The sequence below is a fragment of the Bradyrhizobium ingae genome (assembly GCF_055791185.1).
In genome coordinates this window covers 95,624-115,289 of sequence record NZ_JBVUBB010000003.1, presented here as the reverse complement: position 1 = coordinate 115,289, position 19,666 = coordinate 95,624, and the positions used below count along the sequence as shown (strand labels likewise).

The window sequence follows — 19,666 nt, the reverse complement described above, 5'->3', positions numbered from 1 at the left end:
CCGGCGCCAATTGTCCCTTCCACGCTGGAAACGAAACTTTGGCCCTCGACCGAAAAGATCTCGCCATCCTCGCGGAACTCACCACCAATGCGCGAGCCAGTCATACCGAGCTCGCCAACAAGATCGGCCTGTCAAGCACGGCGCTGGCGCGACGGCAAAAGGCTCTGGAGGATGACGGTTATATCCACGGCTACCAGGCCGCGCTCGATCTCGGACAATTCGGCCTGACCACGACGGTGTTGGTACGGATCGCGCTGGAGAGTCAGAGCGAGGAGGCGCTGAAGGCTTTCGAGGCCGAGGTGGTGAAATGCCCCTCCGTCGTGCGCTGCTTCTTGATGTCAGGCACCGACGACTACATCCTGATCGTGCTCGCGCGCGACATCCAGGATTTTGAGCGCATCCACCGCACCGAGCTGTCGCGCTTGCCTCGCGTCGCTCGGGTGCAATCAAGCTTCGCCCTGCGCGAAGTCGTCAACCGCGCGGTACCGACCGTCGTGTTCGGCGAAGTGAAGCGCTAGCACGAGCCTCTCGCTCCTCGCCTCCTCCCGTTGTCTCGAGTGCTCTCAAGCCGGCGGCATGCAGGATCGCGATACCTCCTTGCTTGAATATCGCAGACAATCAACGCGATCCGTTAAACGCACGAACGAATACTTCCAAACCGCCGCGGCGATACAGCTCATGAGCTGCATCACGCAATCGCGCGAATCTTCTTTCGACCATTTGCTGGCTGATGTATCGTGCCGGAGAGCCGCTCCCGTGATGTGCCGAAATCGCGGCAGTTATTGGCGGCCTTTGTGCCTACGGCGGGCAGCGCAACTTTCATCATTTCAGATACTGCGACCGTGACGACCAGCTCGGAACGGCACGAATTTTTGTTGCCATCACCTCGGAAGGAGGACATCCCATGCATTTTTGCCTCACCGGACAATATACGCCACGCGCTCTCAACGCCATTTTGGAGAACCCCGCGACTGATCGCCAGGAGGCGGCGAGAAAACTCATCGAAGCGGCCGGCGGAAAGCTGATCTCGATGTATAGCGTTGCGGCCGACGGGCCCGGCGTTCTGGTGATATTCGACGTTCCCGATCCGAGTGCGGCTCCGGCCATATCCGGCCTGACCGTCACCGCCGGCACCCTGCAGAACGTAAAGCTCACTCGACTGTTCACGCAGGATGAGATCAAGCAGGTGCGGCAGAACGCAGCCAAGCTGCGCTCCTCCTATAGCCCGCCGGGCAGCTAAAATCTGAACCAGATGCGAAGCCGCCGCTCCACCGTCGCGAGCGGCGGCGCGCTCACTGCCGACGCGCCCCGCCCACCTCTCGTCGAATGAAGGAGAGGCCGCGTCGCGGCCTCCGCACCAGGCGCCCGTCATCCAGCTCTCCTGTCATCTAATTGTCATCGAATGTGCCGAGACCTGTTGGCCTCGCAGATTCGGGACCCATCATGGACTATTTCAAGCGCTTCAACTTCCTGTTCGCAGCTCCGGTGTTCGATGCCGACGATCTAGAGGGCATCCGCTTCAACCAGATCATCGAGGAGATCCAGCGCTCCGGCTTCGAGGTCGTGAGAGCCCGCAAGCTCGAGGATGCGGAGATCGCGGTGCAGACAGACGCCGCAATCGGCTGCATGGTGGTCGACTGGGGCAAGAAGGGGCTGGAGGGCAAGACCGCCGCCCTGATCAACCTGATGCGGCGCCGCGGCCTCGACTTCCCGATCATTCTGCTGATTCGCCGCAAGCGGTTCGAGGATCTGCCGGTCGAGGTGCTCGACTTCATCGATGGCTACGTCTTCCTCTCCGAGGAGACGCCGCCCTTCATCGCAAAGAACCTGATCAGCCGGCTGAAGCAATATGCCGAGACGCTCAAGACGCCGTTCTTCGGCGCGTTGGTCGACTATGCCGAGGAAGGCAACCAGCTCTGGACGTGCCCCGGCCACAATGGCGGCATGTTCTATAGCCGCAGCCCGATCGGCCGTGTCTTCGTCGAGCATCTCGGCGAGTCCGTGTTCCGCGACGATCTCGACAATTCCGTGCTCGATCTCGGCGATCTCCTCACCCATGAGGGACCGGCGCTGAGAGCGCAGAAGGAGGCAGCCCAGATCTTCGGCGCGGAAAAGACCTATTTCGTGCTCAACGGCACCTCGACCTCCAACAAGGTTGCGCTCGGTGCGCTCGTCACCGACGGCGATCTCGTGCTGTTCGACCGCAACAATCACAAGGCCGCGCATCACGGCGCACTGATGATCAACGGCGGCATACCGGTCTACGTGCCGACCATTCGCAACGCGTGGGGCCTGATCGGACCGATGCGCTGGGAGGCGCTCGACGAGAAGACGCTGCGCGAAGCGATCCGCAACCACCCGCTGGTCAGCGATCGCGACGCCTGGCGCAAGGAGCGTCCGTTCCGCGTCGCCGTCGTCGAGCAGTGCACCTATGACGGCACCATCCACAGTGCCGAAATGATCCTGAATCGCATCGGCCATCTCTGCGACTACATCCTGTTCGACGAGGCCTGGGCCGGCTTTATGAAATTCCATCCGCTCTATGCCGGGCGCTTCGCCATGGGCTTGTCGGGGCTGACGCCGGACGCGCCGGGCATCATCGCGACGCAATCGACCCACAAGCAACTCGCGAGCTTCTCGCAGGCATCCCAGATCCACATCAGGGATCGTCACATCCGCGGCCAGAAGCGGCGCGTCGAGCACCGCCGCTTCAACGAGAGCTTCATGCAGCACGCCTCGACCTCGCCGTTCTATCCGTTGTTCGCTTCCCTCGACGTGGGCGCGCAAATGATGAAGGGTCGCTCGGGCGAAGTGCTGTGGGACGATACGATCCGCCTCGGCATCGAGCTGCGCAAGAAGATCCGCGCGATGCGCCGCGAGTTCGAGGAGAAGGAACAGAACGTCGAGCGGCGCTGGTTCTTCGAACCGTTCGTTCCGGATCGCGTCGCCATTGCCGACGTGAGCCGGCCGGGTGCGGCGCACAACGTCGCCTGGGAGACGCTATCGACCGACGAGCTAGCGACCAATCCCGCGCTTTGGCAACTCGGCCCCGACAGCAACTGGCATGGCTTCCCCGGCGTGACCGAGGGCTTTGCCATGACCGATCCGAACAAGTTGACGCTGCTGACGCCAGGCTTCGACCGCGCCACCGGCACGTACGCCGAGCACGGCATCCCCGCTCCCGTCGTCGCGCAGTATTTGCGCGAAAACCGTATCGTTGCCGAGAAGAACGACCTCAACTCCCTGCTCTTCCTGTTGACGCCGGGCGTCGAGGCGAGCAAGGCGGGCACGCTGATCTCGGGGCTGGTCGCGTTCAAGAAACTGCACGACGACAATGCACTGCTGGCGGACGCCATTCCCGAATTCTATCAGCGCCGGCAGGCGCGCTATGCCGGCGTGCGGCTGCGTGATCTCTGCGCGGAGATGCACCGCTTCTTCCGCAAGGCCGACGTCAGTGCGCTCCAGGCGCGGCAGTTCCTGCCCGAGCACCTCCCGGAGATCGCGCTATCGCCGCGCGACGCCGCACGCCGCCTGATCCGCAACGATGTCGACTATCTGCCGATCGAGGCCATCGCCGGCCGCATCGCGACGACACCCTTCGTGGTCTATCCGCCCGGCATCGCCACCATCGTGCCCGGTGAACGCCTCACCGAACGCGCAAAACCCATGATCGATTATCTCAGGATGTTCGAGACCTGCTTCAACACGTTTCCGGGCTTCGACGTCGAAATCCAGGGTGTCTACAAGGAGGTCGACGCCGCCGGCCGGATCGGGCTCTACACTTACGTCGTCGCCGAGTAGCGATCGATGAATGGAGCAGGCCTGATGCGCGAGGATGACGACCCGGTCTTGGTCCGACCCTCGCGCGATGCCGATGTCGAGGCGATGCTGGCGATCTACCGCCATCACGTCCGCCACGGCGTGGCGAAGGACATCGAGGGCACCGGCGCGCCCGAACCCGACGATCTGCGCGACCGGCGCAAGAACCTGAGGCAGACGCGCCTGCCCCACCTGGTCGCGACCTGGCGCGGCGAGGTGATCGGCTACGCCTATGCCGTGCTGTTTCGCAAACGTCCCGCCTATCGCTACACCGCCAAGCACTCGATCTACGTGCATCACGACCATCTCGGTCGCGGTGTCGGACGCCTGCTGCTTCAGGGGTTGGTCGACGCGTGCGCCGCGGCGGGCTTCCGCCAGATGATCGGCTATATCGACGCGGACAATGCGCCTTCGTTGGCACTGCACGAAAAATTCGGCTTTGCCCGGGTTGGGCTATTGTCCGGGGTCGCCTACCGCCATGGCCGCTGGTCCGATACCGTCATGGTCCAGCGATCGCTGGGCGCCGGCGCGACCGCACCGCCGCCCACGTCAATCCTCAGCCGCTGAACGCTGCCGAACCTCCGCCTCACGACGGAAAATCGGCCGCCCTCACATGGATGCGATCCGCATGCAGGGACCAGTGATGCAACGCCTGGTCCTTGCAGAATCTCAGCTTGGCCTGCTCGGTCGCCTCGCTTTCGCAGGAAGCGTCGATTTCCAGGGTTCCCTGGCAGACCTCACTCTGCCGGCCGTACTCACCGAGCACGTCCTTCATGAACCTGACGACATAGCGTGACATGGGACCTCCTGCTGCCCCGGCGGCACTCTAATCCCATTTTGCATTTTCATGGGAAGGAGATTTTGACCGGGATCAAACTGATCGTCGGGGATTCCACCTCGATCTGTCAGCCGCCCCGCCCTATCCCGGCGTGATTCCAAACGTCTTCCGGAAGCGCTCGGCGTAATGCGGCCAGACCTCGGCATTGATGATGCGGGGCGGCCGCTTGCCGTCAAGTGCATCCAGCACCTGCTCGGCGGCGATGCGTCCCATGTTCTGGCGGGCCTCGCGGGTCACGCCCGCGGTGTGCGGGCTCGCCAACACGTTGTCGAACTGAAGCAGCGGATGCTCGGGCGGCGGCGGCTCCTTGGACCAGACATCGAGGCCGGCGCCGGCGATGCGCTGGTCGCGCAGCGCCTGCAGCAGCGCGTCCTCGTCATGGATGAACCCGCGCGCGGTGGTGACGAAATAGGCATGCGGCTGCATCAGCGAAAATTCGCGCACGCCGATCATGCCGCGACTTTCCTTGGTCAGCGGACAGGAGATCGAGACGAAGTCGGACCGGCGCAGGAGGTCGTCGAGCTCCACCTTCTCCCCGCCCCGCGCGGCCATCTCGTCGGCCGAAAGATAGGGATCGTAAGCAAGAACCTTCATGCCCAAGAGGGTGTTACAGAGCGCGGCGATGCGTCGGCCGACATTGCCGAGCCCCACGATGCCGATTGTCTTGGCCCCGACCTCGTTGCCGATGAGATCATTGCGGTTGACGTCGCGCTCGCGCCGCAGACGGCGGTCCGACTGGATGATGCGCTTCGACAGCGTGAGCATCATCGCGAGCGCGTGCTCGGCGACCGAATGGGCGTTGCCGCCGGACTGGTTGACGACGAGCACACCGGCCGCCGTACAGGCCTCGACGTCAACAGGATCGAAGCCGGCGCCGTTGGAGGAAACGATCAGCAGGTTCGGTGCTCGTTTCAACAGGTCGGCCTGAACGTGGAAATGCGAGGCGATCTCGTCGCGCGCAGCGCCGATCTGATAGACGTGCGCGGCCTCCAAGATCGGCGCGTAGAATTCCTCAGGGCTTTCATTCTCGATGCGATCAAGCCGGACGTCGCCCCGAGCCTTCAGGACGTCGACATAGATCGGATGGGCGAGATATTTGACGTAGAAGACGCGCTTGGTGTTGACGGACATCGAAAGACTTCCGGCTCCTCACATGGAGGCGTCGCGGGAACGGCGCGAACTGCGCCCCACCCATGCCGTCCTCCCCTTGCTCTCGTTGGATTGCTTATGACACGGCAACATCGGCCATGGCAGCGCAGCGAGCGCAGACCACCGTGCCGGTTCGGACATGTTGACAATCCCGCCCGCCGCGTCAAGTTCGGCACCAAGGTGCCCATGAAGCGGCACCGCATTAAGACAAAAAGGATGTCGCGGAAGGAACGACGAGATGACGATCGTGGAGCAGCACACACCCCAGGCGTCTTCCACCGAGCAAAGCTGGCACGGCATCGTGCTGCAGACGCTCAAACGGAACGACGTCAGCCTAGTGCCCTACGTGCCGGATCGAGTGCTCACGCCGCTGATCAAGGCCCTGCATGCCGACCCGTTTTTCAGGACCTTTGCGACAGCGCGCGAGGAGGAAGCCGTCGGCATCGTTACCGGAGCCTGGATGGCCGGACGGAGGGGCGCCGTGCTGATGCAGACCTCCGGCTTTGCGACGCTCGCCAACGTGCTGGCCTCACTCGCGGTGCCCTATCAGATCCCGCTGATCATGTTCGTGTCCGAACGCGGCACGCTTGGCGAGTTCAACTACGGCCAGGCGCTGGTCTGCCGCACCATGCGCCCGGTGCTGGACTCGCTCGCGCTCGAGCATCACACCATCACCCGGCTGGATGAGCTCGAATTCATCACCGACCGCTCCATCAAGCAGGCCGTCACCACACAGGCGCCGGTGGCGCTGATCCTCAACCCGCTGCTTACCGGCGGCAAGGTCTTTGACAAGTGAGATCGGCCATGAACGCGACCACCCGCAACACCAAGGTGATGAACCGCTTCGACATCACCTCGCGTCTCATCGCGCAGCTCAACAACGAGGAAGCCGTGATCGGCGGCATCGGCAACACCAATTTCGACCTCTGGGCCGCAGGCCACCGTCCGCAAAACTTCTACATGCTGGGAAGCATGGGACTCGCCTTCCCGATCGCGCTCGGGGTAGCGCTCGCGCAGCCCGATCGTCGCGTTATAGCGCTCGAAGGTGACGGGTCGCTGTTGATGCAACTCGGAGCGCTGTCGACAATCGCGACCTTGAAACCGAAGAATCTCACCATGATCGTGATGGACAACGGCATCTACCAAATCACCGGTGCGCAGCCGACGCCGGCCGCTGGCGTGGCCGACGTCGTGGCGATTGCGACCGGTTCGGGTCTCGCCAACAGCGCCTGGGCCGCGGACGAGGAGGATTTCGAGCGGCTGGTCGAGCGGGCGTTGACAGCATCGGAACCGAGCCTCATTGCCGTGCGTATCGACGACAAGCCGGGTGTCGGCACTACGCGCCGCGATCCCGTGCAGATCCGCGAGCGCTTCATGCACGGCCTCGGCGTGCGTCAGCCGCTTTGAACGTGCGACGGCCCCGCGGAGAAATTCTCCGCGGGGCCACGCCTTCCATTCACGACGATCACTCGAGGATCCTGATGACCTTGCGGGTCCGCGGCTCGACGATCACGCGACGATCGTTGACGACCGCATAGTCATATTCCCTGTAGTTCGGCACCGGATGCAATACCACGGTCGGCGGCAGCGGCTCCCCGACCACCACATGCTCATGAACCACGACGGACGGCTCGGAGCGTGGCACCGCACCGATCACCGCATTCGGAATTTCGAGGCCGGCGCCAACGGCCGCGCCGACGGTGCCGCCCACCATCGCGCCGACCGGACCACCAATCTCGCCGCCGGCCCGCGCGCCATTCGCGGCACCCTCAGCGGTGGTCGACTGGGCAAAGGCTGCGCTTGACGCCAGCAGCGAAATGGCAGCCAACGAAATCGCAAGACGGGTCTTCATGTCCTCTATCTCCAGATTGTTTGTCGTGCGCCGTCAACCGCGGGGACCGCTGTTAGTTCCGGGTTCCCGTACGACGAAAGCACGACACCAGCCGGAGAGCGTTACTGCGTAACAGTTTAGGCCGCGGCGATTTCGTGACCCGCCATCAACTCGAGCGCGCGCACCATCGCTGAATGATCCCACGCCTTGCCGCCATGTGCAGTGCAGGCCGAAAATAATTGCTGCGCTACGGCCGTGCTCGGCAGCGAAAGCCCGAGCGCGCGGGCCCCCTCGAGCGCGAGGTTGAGATCCTTCTGGTGCAGCTCGATGCGGAATCCCGGATCGAAATTGCGCTTCACCATGCGCTCGCCATGCACTTCGAGAATCCGCGACGACGCGAAGCCGCCCATCAGCGCCTGCCGCACCAGCGCGGGATCTGCGCCGGCCTTCGACGCGAACAACAGGGCCTCGCTCACCGCCTCGATCGTCAAAGCGACGATGATCTGGTTCGCAACCTTCGTGGTCTGGCCGTCGCCATTGGCGCCGACACGGGTGACGTTCTTGCCCATCTTGTCGAAGACGCCCTTCATGGTGTTGAAGGCGCGCTCCGGACCACCGACCATGATGGTGAGGCTCGCCGCCTTGGCGCCGACCTCGCCGCCCGACACCGGAGCATCGAGGTAATCGGCGCCGAGCGCTTCGATCTTCTTCGCAAACTCTTTTGTTGCCAGCGGCGAGATAGAACTCATGTCGACGACGATATTGCCCCTGGAAATGCCGCTCGCGACACCATCCTTGCCGAACAGCACGGCCTCCACATGCGGCGTATCCGGCACCATGACGATGACGGCATCCGCCTCCTCCGCGACCTCTTTCGCCGATTTGCAGGCGACGCCACCGGCCGCGATCAACTCGGGCGCGATCGGCGTGACGTCATGCAGGAAGAGACGATGGCCCGCCGCCAGGAGATGGCCAGCCATCGGCCGTCCCATGGTGCCTAGTCCGATAAAGCCGATGTCGATCATGTCAGCCGTTTTCCTCTCGATTTTGGTTGATCCACAGGCTCGATGCACCTCGCCCGCTTGCGGGAGAGGTCGGCGCGGAAGCGCCGGGTGAGGGTTCTCTCCGCGTTGGGATTTCTTCCGCAAAATCCCACTGCGGAGACACCCTCTCCCCAGCCCTCTCCCGCAAGCGGGAGAGGGAGTGCTCCGCCGCTGCGTCTCCTCACGTCTCGAATGTCTGTGCCGCGTGCCAGGACAGGCCTTCCAGCGTCGTGGTGCGCGGCTTGTATTCGCAGCCGATCCAGCCGCGATAGCCGATCGCATCGAGATGGCGGAGCAGGAAGGGATAGTTGATCTCGCCCGTGCCCGGCTCGTGGCGGCCGGGATTGTCGGCAAGCTGGATATGCGAGATGCGGTCGAGATATTTCTGGATCGTGCGGGCGAGGTCGCCCTCCATGATCTGCATGTGATAGATGTCGTACTGGATGAACAGGTTGCTCGACCGCACCTCGGAGATGAGATTCACCGCCTGCTCGGTGCCACTGAGGAAGAAGCCGGGAATGTCCAGGGTGTTGATCGGCTCGACCAGCAGTTCGATATTCTCACGCGCCAGCGCCGCGGCAGCGAAACGCAGGTTTCCGACCAGCGTCTCGTTCAACTCGCGAGGATCGGCACCATCAGGCGCGATGCCGACGAGGCAGTTGAGCCGGTCGCAGTCGAGCGCCTTGGCATAGTCGATGGCGCGAAACACACCGTCGCGGAATTCGGCGACACGATCGGGAAGGATCGCGATGCCGCGCTCGCCGCCCGCCCAATTGCCAGCGGGCAGATTGTGCAGCACTTGAGTTAGCCCGTGAGCCTCGAGCTGCTCGCGCAGCATCGCCTTGTCGAAATCATAGGGAAAGAGATACTCGACCCCGCTGAAGCCCGCTGCCTTTGCCGCCGCAAAGCGGTCGACAAACGGCATCTCGTTGAAGAGCATGGTGAGGTTGGCGGCAAATTTCGGCACGATGCTGTTCTCCCTATTCCGCCGGCTGCAGCACGCCCGAGCGCGTGGTTTCGACCTCGTCGAGCGGCAGATCGAGCACTTCCTCGAACTCGACGATATTGTCGATCTCCGTGCCCATCGCGATATTGGTGACGCGTTCGAGGATGAACTCGACCACCACGGGCACCCGGTGCTTTGCCATCAACTCGCGCGCCGTCGCAAACGCGGCCTGCGCGTCCTTGGGATCGGTGACGCGGATCGCCCTGCAGCCGAGGCCTTCAGCGACTGCCACGTGGTCGACGCCGTAGACGCCGAGCTCCGGCGCATTGATGTTCTCGAAGGAGAGCTGGACGTGATAGTCCATATCGAAGCCGCGCTGCGCCTGGCGGATCAGGCCGAGATAGGAATTGTTCACGACCACGTGGATGTAGGGCAGATTGAACTGCGCCCCGACCGCGAGCTCCTCAATGAGGAACTGGAAGTCGTAGTCGCCTGACAGCGCGACGATGTCGCGATCCGGACACGCCGCGCGCACGCCAAGCGCCGCGGGTAGCGTCCACCCCAGCGGACCGGCCTGCCCGGCGTTGATCCAGTTGCGCGGCTTGTAAACACCGAGGAATTGCGCGCCGGCGATCTGTGACAGGCCGATCACCGTGACATAGCAGGTGTCGCGCCCGAACGCCTTGGTCATCTCCTCGTAGACGCGCTGCGGCTTGATCGGCACGTTGTCGAAATGGCTCTTGCGAAGCATCGAGCGCTTGCGATCGCGGCAGGCTGCGGGCCACGCCTGGCGCTCGCGCAACCTGCCTGACCGGCGCCACTCCCTGGCGACGGTGACGAACAACTCCAGCCCGGCCTTCGCGTCGGAGACGATGCCGAGGTCGGGATTGAAGACGCGCCCGATCTGTGTCGGCTCGATATCGACATGCACGAATTTACGGCCTTTGGTGTAGGTCTCGATCGAGCCGGTGTGCCGGTTGGCCCAGCGATTGCCTATTCCAAGCACGAAATCGGATTCGAGCATGGTGGCATTGCCGTAACGATGGCTGGTCTGCAGGCCGACCATGCCGGCCATCAGAACGTGATCGTCAGGGATCGCGCCCCACCCCATCAGCGTCGGGACAACAGGCACGTTCACGGTCTCGGCGAATTCGACGAGCAAATCGGAGGCATCCGCGTTGATAATACCGCCACCCGCTACGATCAGCGGCCGCTCGGCGGCGTTGAGCATCTCCAGCGCCTTCTCGACCTGCTTGCGCGTCGCGGCCGGTTTGTAGACAGGCAGCGGTTCATAGGTCTCATCGTCAAACTCGATCTCGGCGAGCTGCACGTCGAGCGGCATGTCGATCAGCACTGGCCCCGGACGCCCCGAGCGCATCACGTGAAAGGCCTGGCTGAACACGCGCGGCACCAGTGCGGGCTCGCGCACGGTGACTGCCCATTTGGTCACAGGCTTTGCGATGGATTCGATATCGACCGCCTGAAAGTCCTCCTTGTAAAGACGCGCACGCGGCGCCTGCCCGGTGATGCAGAGGATCGGAATGGAATCGGCGATCGCCGAATAGAGCCCGGTGATCATGTCCGTCCCCGCCGGCCCCGATGTGCCGATGCAGACGCCGATATTGCCGGCCTTGGCCCGCGTAAAACCCTCCGCCATGTGGGAGGCGCCCTCGACGTGGCGCGCGAGGACGTGGCGGATCGAGCCGCGCTTCTTCAGCGCCGAGTAGAGCGGATTGATCGCGGCCCCGGGAACGCCGAAGGCGGTCGAGATGCCTTCCTTCTCCAGGATACGCACGGCTGCATCGACGGCTCGCATCTTCGCCATATCGGACCTCGCTCGGTTGCGTCACTTCGAGCGTGATCATCGATTGCGCGTGGCTCGCGCTCAACGAGATCGATTTTATTTTTCACGATGCGGCAGCCGCAGAAAAATCGGCGCGGTCTCAATCGGTTAGGTCGATAATTGCGTGAAAGCAGCTATTCGAACAGCGGCGCAAGCTCCATCTGCGGCACGAGGACGAGCCCCTTGTCGGTGATACGGATCTCCGGAATGACCGACAACGGGATCAAATTGAAGCCCATGTAGGGGATGGTGCAGCCGGCTTCCGTCCATTCCGCCTTCAACGCCCGCACCTCCTCGGCCACTTCGGTGATGCGCTTGTCCGAGAGCAGCCCTGCGATCGGCAGCGGAACCAGCGCCCTTACTTTGCCATCAGCGACCACGCAGACACCGCCCTGTCGCTCCCTGATCGCCGAGATCGCCACCTGCATGTCGGCTTCGTTGGTTCCGGCGACGATAATGTTGTGGCTGTCGTGCCCAACGCTCGAGGCCACCGCGCCGCGCTTGAGCCCAAAGTCCTTCAGCAGGCCATGGGCGACGTTGCCGGCCGATTTGCCATGGCGCTCCACCACCGTCACGAAGCACAGGCCGTGGCGTGCAAACAGCGTCGGCCAATCCTTCGCCGGCTCGATCCGCACCTTCTCGTGGATCAGCGTGATACCGGGAAGCGCGGTCTTGATCGCGTTGACGGTGCAGGCCTTTGCCGGAAGCTCCGGCGTCAGCTTGAGCTGTTGCGGCAGCTTCACGGTCGCATAGGCCGCCTTGGGATATTGATAGCGCTGCGACAGCGCCTGATCGAGGAGTTCTGTGATCTTGCCCTTCTCGACCACCAGTTCGCCGCCATACCATGTGCATTGCGGCTTCAGATTGTCGTCCATCAGCACGAGATCGGCACGGCGGCCACCCCCGAGACCGCCGATCTCGCCCTCCATGTTGAAGCGCGTCGCGCCATGTAGCGAACCCATCGACCAGGCCTGTTCTGGCGACATTCCGGCCTTCACGGCTTCGCGCACCACCCAGTCCAGGCCAAACAGGAAGAGATCGTCGGCGTCGCGGTCGTCGGTGCACACCGCCGTGCGCTTATGCGAGGCACCGAGCTCGGTGATGGTGCGGATCGCCTGCGGCAGCGAGTGCCAGGGTGTCGTTGGCGGCCCGCCGCGCAGGAAAACCCAGACGCCGGCATCGAGCAGATCGTCGGCGATGTCGCGATCGATCGCCTCATGGGTATCCGTGACGCCCGATGCCGCATAGGCAGCGACGAATTCGCGGCCATAGACATGACCGGACACTGGACGCCCGCGCTTGAGCGCGGCGGCCAGGATCGCGTGGCTGCGCTCGTCGCCCATCGTTACCGGCACGAAATCCATCTTCTCGCCGAGCGCCACCGCTTCCGGCCAGCGATCGAACAGGCCGGCGATCTTGTCGGGGGTGAGATCGCCGCCTGCAGTTTCCAATTCGTCTGATGTTGCCGGCACCGTCGAGGGCACCGTCAGGAAGATCGATAGCGGCGCCTCGCGCGCGTCCTGCAGCATCGCCTCGACGCCGGCGACGTCCATGACGTTGCCGATCTCATGGCTGTCACAGAAGATCGTGGTGGTGCCGTTGAGCAGCGCCGCTTCCGCGTAGGCGCAGGCCGTCACCATCGAGGATTCGATGTGGATATGCGGATCGACCAGCCCCGGCGCAATGATGCCACCGGCGGCGTCATAAATGGCCACGCCGCTCCAGGCCTTCCTGGCCGCGCCGGCCGGCTTCATCGCCGCGATCCGGCCGCCCGCGATCCAGACCTCACGGTCCGGGTGCACGCGCTCCGAATAGGTCGACAACACTCGCCCGCCCGTGATGACGAGATCAGGCGCGACGCGCCCGGAAGCGACGTCGGCAAGGCGGCGGGTCATCTCATGCAGCGGCGCAACGGCAAAGCGGGTGAGTTTGGGCATCAGGACTCTCGCGGGACGTGAATGGCCCGGCGATGGTTGCGCCCTCGGCCAGAAGGGGCAACTCAAATAAAACGGCACCGCTGCTTACACATTGGGCACGCTGCGGGCGCCGTTCAGGCTTTCCCTTTGGCCGCGGGCATAACGCTGCCGAGCGCCGCGGTGAGTTCCGCGGCCACCTCCCGAACCACGCGGCCGATTTCCGGCAGCCGGCCGTCGGTGATACGGCTGGTCATGCCCGAGACAGAGATCGCAGCGAGCGGCTCGGCGAGCGCATTGTAGACCACGGCCGCTACGCAGCGCAGGCCGATCTCTGCCTCCTCGTCGTCGACGGCATATCCCTGCTTGCGGATCGTCGCGAGCTCCCTGAACAAGTCACTCGGCCGAACGATCGACTTCTCCGTGAGCCTCGGCATGCCGTGGTGCCGGATGACCGCGCCGACGTCCTCGTCCGAGTAGGTCGCGAGCACCGCCTTGCCGACACCGGATGTCACCATCGCGACGCGGCCGCCGACCTTGGTCAGCGAGCGCATGATCTCCCGGCTCTCCATGCGAGTCAGCACGATGATGAACTCGTCGTCAACGACGGCAAGGTTGGCGGTCTCGCGGGTGAGATCGCGCAGCTTGCGAAGGTAGGGAATGGCCTGCGCCGTGAAGTTGCGCCGCCGCGCGAAGCTGGCTCCGACGGTAAAACTACGCACGCCGACGTGCCATTTGGATTCCGCGCGGTCGAACTGCACGAAGCGGCGGCTTTCGAGCGTTGCGAGCAGGCGATGAACGGTCGAGGCCGACAGGCCGGTGCGGACGGCGAGATCGCTCAGGCGATAGCCTTCGTCGTCCTCGGCCAACGTCTCGATGATCGACAGCGCGCGGTCGACGGACTGCACGCCGCCGTCGCGCGTATCGTTATCCGCCTCTCCCGGAGATCGGGACTCGAGCGATTTGCGCCGGATCACGTTCTTGCTCATCGCGACCTGACTCTTCTCCCTCGCCCCGCTTGCGGGGAGAGGGTCGGGGTGAAGTGAAGCCTCCGCAAAGACGGTGAAACACGGACTCGCGGAGAGTCATCCTCACCCCGATTGGTTCGCAATCCGACTTCTCCCCGCAAGCGGGGAGAAGTGAATGACGTCATATGCCTCAGAGCAGCCCTGCCCCACGCGCCCACTTGTACTTGGCGCCGAGAACCTCGACCGGCAGCTCGGTCGAATAGGCGTAGGCCGGGATGCCGTGCTGGTAGAGATATTCGGCGGCCTCCTCGACCTCAACGTCGCCCGCGAGCGAGGCCACCATGGGCTTCACGAAGCCCTTGGCCTCCATCTCCTTCTTCACCTCGACCATGTTGCGCGCGAACACCATCGGCGGGGTGACGATCGTGTGCCAGTAGCCGAGGATCAGCGCGTGGATGCGATCGTCGGAAAGGCCGAGCTTCACCGTATTGACGTAGGTGATCGGCGGCTCGCCGCCGGTGATATCCACAGGATTTCCGGCAGCCCCGAACGGCGGGATGAACTTGCGGAAGGCCGCATCGAGATCCGGCGGCATCGACATCAGCGACAGGCCGTTGTCAACGCAGGAGTCCGACAGCAGCACGCCCGAGCCGCCGGCGCCGGTGATGATCAGCACGTTCTCGCCTTTCGGCGTCGGCAGCACCGGCACGCCACGGGCGAATTCGAGCAGCTGCCGCAGGGAGCGCGCGCGGATGACGCCGGACTGCTTGAACACGTCCTCATAGATCCTGTCGTTACCGGCGAGCGCGCCGGTGTGCGAGGACGCCGCCTTGGCACCAGCCGAGGTGCGCCCGGCCTTGAGCACGACGACCGGCTTCTTCTTGGAGACCCGCTTGGCGGCCTCCGCAAAGGCGCGACCGTCCTTGAGGTCTTCGCAGTGCTGCGCGATCAGGTTGGTGTTGGGATCCTGCTCGAAGAAGGCGAGCAGATCGTCCTCGTCGATATCAGACTTGTTGCCGAGACCGACGATCGCCGACACGCCCATCTTGGCTGAGCGCGAGAAGCCGATGATTGCCATGCCGATGCCGCCCGACTGCGACGACAGCGCCGCGTGACCCTTCACGTCATAGGCCGTGCAGAAGGTCGCGCAGAGATTCGCAGGCGTATAATAGAAGCCGTAGATGTTCGGCCCCATCAGGCGGATGTCGTACTTCTTGCCGACCTCGACGATTTCGGCCTGGAGTTCGGGCGCACCGGCCTCCGCGAAGCCCGACGGAATCAGCACGGCACCCGGGATCTTCTTCTCGCCGCACTCGGTCAAGGCGCCGGCGACGAACTTTGCGGGGATCGCGAACACCGCGACGTCGATCACGCCGGGCGCGTCCTTGACGCTCTTATAGGCCTTGTAGCCGAGGATCTCGGCAGCCTTCGGATGGATCGGAATGATCTCGCCTTTGTAGCCGCCGTTGATGAGGTTCTTCATCACGGAGTTGCCGATCTTGCCGTCTTCGGCCGAAGCGCCGATCACGGCGACCGCCTTCGGCTGCATGATGCGGTTCATCGCCGCGACGATCTCTTCGGTCGGGCGCGGCTTCGGCTTGGGCTTGTAGGCGAAGTCGACGACGATGCGCACGTCCGCGGCAGTCGCGTCCTTCGGGGTCGCGAACACCGGGTTGAGGTCGAGCTCGACGATCTCCGGGAAATCAGTGACGAGCTGCGAAACCTTGACGATGACATCGGCAAGCGCCGTGCGATTCACCGGCTCCCCGCCGCGAACACCCTTCAGGATCTCATGCGCCTGAATGCCGTCGAGCATCGACAGCGCATCCTCCTTGGTCGCAGGCGCGAGGCGGAAGGTGATATCCTTCAACACTTCGACCAGCACACCGCCGAGGCCGAAGGCGACCAGCTTGCCGAAGGAACCGTCGGTGATCGAGCCGACGATGACCTCGGTGCCGCCGGCCAGCATCTGCTGCACCTGGACGCCCTCGATCTTGGCATCAGCCTTGTACTTTTTGGCATTACCGAGAATGGTCTCGTAGGCCTTCTCGGCATCCTGCGCTGTCTTGAGGCCGACGATGACGCCACCGGCCTCGGTCTTGTGGAGAATGTCTGGTGAGACGATTTTCATCACCACCGGGAAGCCCATCGAGGAAGCCATCTTGCCGGCCTCACCTGCCGACTTCGCGACCCCCTCCTTCGGCACCGGAATGCCATAGGCATCGCAGACGAGCTTGCCTTCGGGGGCCGTCAGGCTGGTGCGATTGTCGGCCTTGACCTGGTCAAGCACCCTGCGGACGGCGTCTTTGGAATTCGACATATGGCTTCTCCCTTGACCTCAGATCTTGCTTTGCAAGGCGCACGTGTTTCGGCTGCCCATCATGCTTGCCATTCGCCGCGGCTTGTTCCATGCGGCGGAACGGAGGGGCAGAAAGCCCGAGCTTACTCCGCCGCCTTGGATCAAAAATGGCTGGCGATGGCATTTGGTATGCCAGAAGCCAACTTGTCAAGGCGGGTCATGGGGCCGAAGGCAGCAAAAAATAGGCAGCTTGACATTCTGGCATGTGGTATGCCAAAAACAATTCAGTAAATATTCCTGTAAAAGACGACTCCCCCTGAGGAGGAGAATCGTCGTGAAGCAAATCAAGGCATCGCCCAACATGGCCGAGGCAGATCTCGCAATCGTCCGTATTGCCCCGGAGAGCAGCTTCAAGAACAAGGCGTATGACGCCTTGAAGGAAGCGATCCTCAAGATGGACATCTATTCAACGCCCGAGCCGGTGATGCTGGACGAGCGCGCGCTGTCCGAACGCCTGGGCGTCAGCCGCACGCCGATCCGCGAAGCGATCGCGATGCTCGAGCAGGACGGCTTCGTGAAGACCGTGCCGCGTCGGGGCATCATGGTGGTGCGAAGGACCAAGAGCGAGATCGTCGACATGATCCGCGCCTGGGCGGCGCTGGAAAGCATGGCGGCGAGGCTGATCACCACCACCGCGCGCAAGAAAGACATCTCTGCGCTGCGCGACTACTTCAAGGATTTCAGCAAGGATCGCCTGCCCGAGGATCACATCGAGGAATATTCGCGCGCCAACATCGCCTTTCACCAGGCGCTGATCTCGCTGTCGGAATCGCCGATCCTCGTCGACCTCACCAACGATCTCCTGCTGCATGTGCGCGGCTACCGGCAACTGACGATCGGACGGAAGGACCGTACGGCGACATCGTTGCCCGAGCATCTCGGCATCATCGAAGCGCTGGAAGCGCGCGACACCGAGCTCGCCGAGAAGCGCGCCCGCGATCACACCCTCGGCCTTGCAGCTTACGTCGAAGCGCATGGCCAGGAGCTCTTTACCTAGCAACTTCACCAGAAGGGCGAACCATTCGCCCCCAAAGCCTAAAACGGCACGTTGAGACCAGGGAGACAAGGCCCATGCTGAATACCGCGACCAAGTCCGAAGCACCGGGCACCGAGCAGGAATTGACGGATGGTTTTCATCTCGTCATCGACGCGCTCAAGCTGAACGGCATCAACACGATCTATAATGTGCCGGGCATCCCGATCACGGATTTGGGCCGCATGGCGCAGGCCGCCGGCATTCGCGTGATCTCCTTCCGTCACGAGCAGAACGCAGGTTACGCCGCAGGCATCGCCGGCTACCTCACCAAGAAGCCCGGCGTCTGCCTCACCGTCTCCGCGCCCGGCTTCCTCAATGGCCTGACCGCGCTCGCCCACGCCACCACCAACTGTTACCCGATGATCCTGATCTCGGGCTCCTCCGAGCGCGAGATCGTCGACCTCCAGCAGGGCGACTACGAAGAGATGGACCAGCTCGCGGTCGCAAAGCCGCTGTGCAAGGCGGCCTATCGGGTGCTGCACGCCCAGGACATCGGCATCGGCTTGGCGCGCGCGATCCGCGCTGCGGTCTCGGGCCGTCCCGGCGGTGTCTATCTCGACCTGCCGGCAAAGCTGTTCGGCCAGGTGATGAACGCTGATGCCGGCCAGAAGTCGCTGGTCAAGGTGATCGACGCCGCCCCCGCACAGATCCCCTCGCCTGCTTCCATCAAGCGCGCACTCGACGTCTTGAAGAGCGCAAAGCGCCCGCTCATCATCCTCGGCAAGGGCGCGGCCTACGCGCAGGCCGATGAGGAGATCAAATCATTTGTCGAGAAGAGCAGCGTCCCCTTCCTGCCGATGAGCATGGCCAAGGGCCTCCTCCCCGACACGCATCCGCAATGCGCCGGCGCCGCCCGCTCGACGGTGTTGAAGGAGTCCGACGTCGTCCTGCTGATCGGCGCGCGGCTCAACTGGCTGCTCTCGCACGGCAAGGGCAAGAGCTGGGGCGAAGCGCCCAAGAAATTCATCCAGGTCGACATCGAGCCGAAAGAGATGGATTCCAACGTCGAGATCGTCGCGCCCGTCGTCGGCGACATCGGCTCCGTCGTCTCCGCGTTCAACCAGGCGATGAGTGCGGGCTGGACCGCGCCGCCGGCCGAATGGACCAAGGCTGTTTCGACCAAGCGTGAAGAGAATGTCGCCAAGATGGCGCCGAAGCTCATGAACAACAAGTCGCCGATGGATTATCACGGCGCGCTCGGCGTGCTGAAGAACGTCATCAAGGAGCATCCCGAGGCGATCCTCGTCAACGAGGGCGCGAACACGCTCGACCTCGCCCGCGGCGTGATCGACATGTACAAGCCGCGCAAGCGTCTCGACGTCGGCACCTGGGGCGTGATGGGCATCGGCATGGGCCAGGCGATTGCGGCTGCGCTCGAGACCGGTAACCCCGTGCTCGCGGTGGAAGGCGACTCGGCCTTCGGCTTCTCCGGCATGGAGGTCGAGACCATCTGTCGCTACAATTTGCCGATCTGCGTCGTCATCTTCAACAATGACGGCATCTATCGCGGCACCGACGTCAACAACGCCAATGCAGATCCCGCGACCACCGTGTTCGTCAAGGGCGCGCGCTACGACAAGATGATGGAAGCTTTCGGCGGCGTCGGCGTGAACGCAACCTCGCCGGACGAATTGAAGCGCGCCGTCAACGAGGCGATCAGCTCGGGCAAGCCGACGCTGATCAACGCGGTGATCGATCCGGCCGCAGGCTCGGAGAGCGGCCGCATCGGCAATCTCAATCCGCAGAGCGTTCTGCAGAAGAAAAAGTGAACACCCATCGGGTCATTCCCCGCGCAGGCGGGGAAACCAGTAGTCGCCGGACCATCCTTGATGGCGAACACTGAGCCCGACTGAATCGACAGCGAATACTGAATGCCCGCCCTTCGCGGGCATGACAGAAACAGAATGGTAACAGGAGCAAA

Annotated in this window: 18 protein-coding genes; 8 read left to right on the top strand and 10 right to left on the bottom strand. The window is 63.4% G+C overall.

All coding sequences use genetic code 11. The annotated features are described in order from the left end of the window. Positions 1–38 precede the first annotated feature (38 nt). Positions 39–518: an Lrp/AsnC family transcriptional regulator gene (locus ACV1FX_RS05545; protein ID WP_473116547.1), complete on the top strand. Its 480-nt coding sequence runs from the start codon at positions 39–41 to the stop codon at positions 516–518. Between the two features lie 170 nt (positions 519–688). Here ACV1FX_RS05545 and ACV1FX_RS05540 read toward each other — a convergent pair whose 3' ends face one another. Then, entirely contained in the window at positions 689–910 is a 222-nt protein-coding gene (locus ACV1FX_RS05540; protein ID WP_473116546.1) for a hypothetical protein, read from the bottom strand. Here ACV1FX_RS05540 and ACV1FX_RS05535 point away from each other — a divergent pair. From ACV1FX_RS05535 to ACV1FX_RS05525, 3 genes are all read left to right on the top strand, one after another. Continuing rightward, entirely contained in the window at positions 905–1,240 is a 336-nt protein-coding gene (locus ACV1FX_RS05535; RefSeq protein WP_473116545.1) for a GYD domain-containing protein, read from the top strand. The genes ACV1FX_RS05540 and ACV1FX_RS05535 overlap by 6 nt on opposite strands. Positions 1,241–1,443: 203 nt before the next feature. Further along, on the top strand, positions 1,444–3,801 hold the full coding sequence (locus ACV1FX_RS05530; RefSeq protein ID WP_473116544.1) for an Orn/Lys/Arg family decarboxylase: 2,358 nt from the start codon (positions 1,444–1,446) through the stop codon (positions 3,799–3,801). Between the two features lie 24 nt (positions 3,802–3,825). Further along, on the top strand, positions 3,826–4,386 hold the full coding sequence (locus tag ACV1FX_RS05525; protein WP_473116543.1) for a GNAT family N-acetyltransferase: 561 nt from the start codon (positions 3,826–3,828) through the stop codon (positions 4,384–4,386). A 19-nt stretch (positions 4,387–4,405) separates the two neighbouring features. On the opposite strand, the gene ACV1FX_RS05520 is transcribed toward ACV1FX_RS05525, so the two are convergent. Both ACV1FX_RS05520 and ACV1FX_RS05515 read right to left on the bottom strand, forming a co-directional pair. Continuing rightward, positions 4,406–4,618, bottom strand: coding sequence for a hypothetical protein (locus ACV1FX_RS05520; protein ID WP_473116542.1), 213 nt, complete (start codon positions 4,616–4,618; stop codon positions 4,406–4,408). A 120-nt stretch (positions 4,619–4,738) separates the two neighbouring features. Then, positions 4,739–5,788, bottom strand: coding sequence for a hydroxyacid dehydrogenase (locus tag ACV1FX_RS05515; RefSeq protein ID WP_473116541.1), 1,050 nt, complete (start codon positions 5,786–5,788; stop codon positions 4,739–4,741). A 256-nt stretch (positions 5,789–6,044) separates the two neighbouring features. Here ACV1FX_RS05515 and ACV1FX_RS05510 point away from each other — a divergent pair, with 256 nt between their 5' ends. Together ACV1FX_RS05510 and ACV1FX_RS05505 are read left to right on the top strand one after the other, a co-directional pair. Next, the gene (locus tag ACV1FX_RS05510; RefSeq protein WP_473116540.1) at positions 6,045–6,602 is read left to right on the top strand and encodes a thiamine pyrophosphate-binding protein; all 558 of its coding nucleotides are present in this window, start codon (positions 6,045–6,047) and stop codon (positions 6,600–6,602) included. An 8-nt stretch (positions 6,603–6,610) separates the two neighbouring features. Further along, positions 6,611–7,213: a thiamine pyrophosphate-dependent enzyme gene (locus ACV1FX_RS05505; RefSeq protein WP_473116539.1), complete on the top strand. Its 603-nt coding sequence runs from the start codon at positions 6,611–6,613 to the stop codon at positions 7,211–7,213. Positions 7,214–7,271: 58 nt separating this feature from the next. Here ACV1FX_RS05505 and ACV1FX_RS05500 read toward each other — a convergent pair whose 3' ends face one another. The 7 genes from ACV1FX_RS05500 to ACV1FX_RS05470 all read right to left on the bottom strand — a co-directional run bounded on the left by ACV1FX_RS05500 (position 7,272) and on the right by ACV1FX_RS05470 (position 16,670). Further along, positions 7,272–7,658, bottom strand: coding sequence for a DUF1236 domain-containing protein (locus ACV1FX_RS05500; protein ID WP_473116538.1), 387 nt, complete (start codon positions 7,656–7,658; stop codon positions 7,272–7,274). Positions 7,659–7,774: 116 nt separating this feature from the next. Then, on the bottom strand, positions 7,775–8,662 hold the full coding sequence (locus tag ACV1FX_RS05495) for a 2-hydroxy-3-oxopropionate reductase (protein ID WP_473116537.1): 888 nt from the start codon (positions 8,660–8,662) through the stop codon (positions 7,775–7,777). A 199-nt stretch (positions 8,663–8,861) separates the two neighbouring features. Next, positions 8,862–9,647, bottom strand: a complete 786-nt coding sequence (gene hyi, locus ACV1FX_RS05490; protein WP_473116536.1) for a hydroxypyruvate isomerase — start codon at positions 9,645–9,647, stop codon at positions 8,862–8,864. Between the two features lie 13 nt (positions 9,648–9,660). Then, a complete protein-coding gene (gcl, locus tag ACV1FX_RS05485; protein ID WP_473116535.1) occupies positions 9,661–11,451 on the bottom strand; it encodes a glyoxylate carboligase in 1,791 nt (596 codons plus the stop codon). 152 nt (positions 11,452–11,603) lie between these two features. Next, on the bottom strand, positions 11,604–13,406 hold the full coding sequence (locus ACV1FX_RS05480; RefSeq protein ID WP_473116534.1) for an adenine deaminase: 1,803 nt from the start codon (positions 13,404–13,406) through the stop codon (positions 11,604–11,606). A 113-nt stretch (positions 13,407–13,519) separates the two neighbouring features. Next, positions 13,520–14,371 carry an IclR family transcriptional regulator gene (locus ACV1FX_RS05475; RefSeq protein ID WP_473116533.1) on the bottom strand — a complete coding sequence of 284 codons (852 nt, stop codon included), beginning with the start codon at positions 14,369–14,371 and terminating at the stop codon, positions 13,520–13,522. A gap of 169 nt (positions 14,372–14,540) precedes the next feature. Further along, a complete protein-coding gene (locus ACV1FX_RS05470; RefSeq protein ID WP_473116532.1) occupies positions 14,541–16,670 on the bottom strand; it encodes an acetate--CoA ligase family protein in 2,130 nt (709 codons plus the stop codon). A gap of 340 nt (positions 16,671–17,010) precedes the next feature. Between ACV1FX_RS05470 and ACV1FX_RS05465 the strand changes: the two genes are divergently transcribed. Continuing rightward, the gene (locus ACV1FX_RS05465) at positions 17,011–17,706 is read left to right on the top strand and encodes a GntR family transcriptional regulator (protein ID WP_458146466.1); all 696 of its coding nucleotides are present in this window, start codon (positions 17,011–17,013) and stop codon (positions 17,704–17,706) included. Between the two features lie 74 nt (positions 17,707–17,780). Beyond that, positions 17,781–19,514, top strand: a complete 1,734-nt coding sequence (gene oxc / locus ACV1FX_RS05460; RefSeq protein WP_473116531.1) for an oxalyl-CoA decarboxylase — start codon at positions 17,781–17,783, stop codon at positions 19,512–19,514. Positions 19,515–19,666 lie beyond the last annotated feature (152 nt).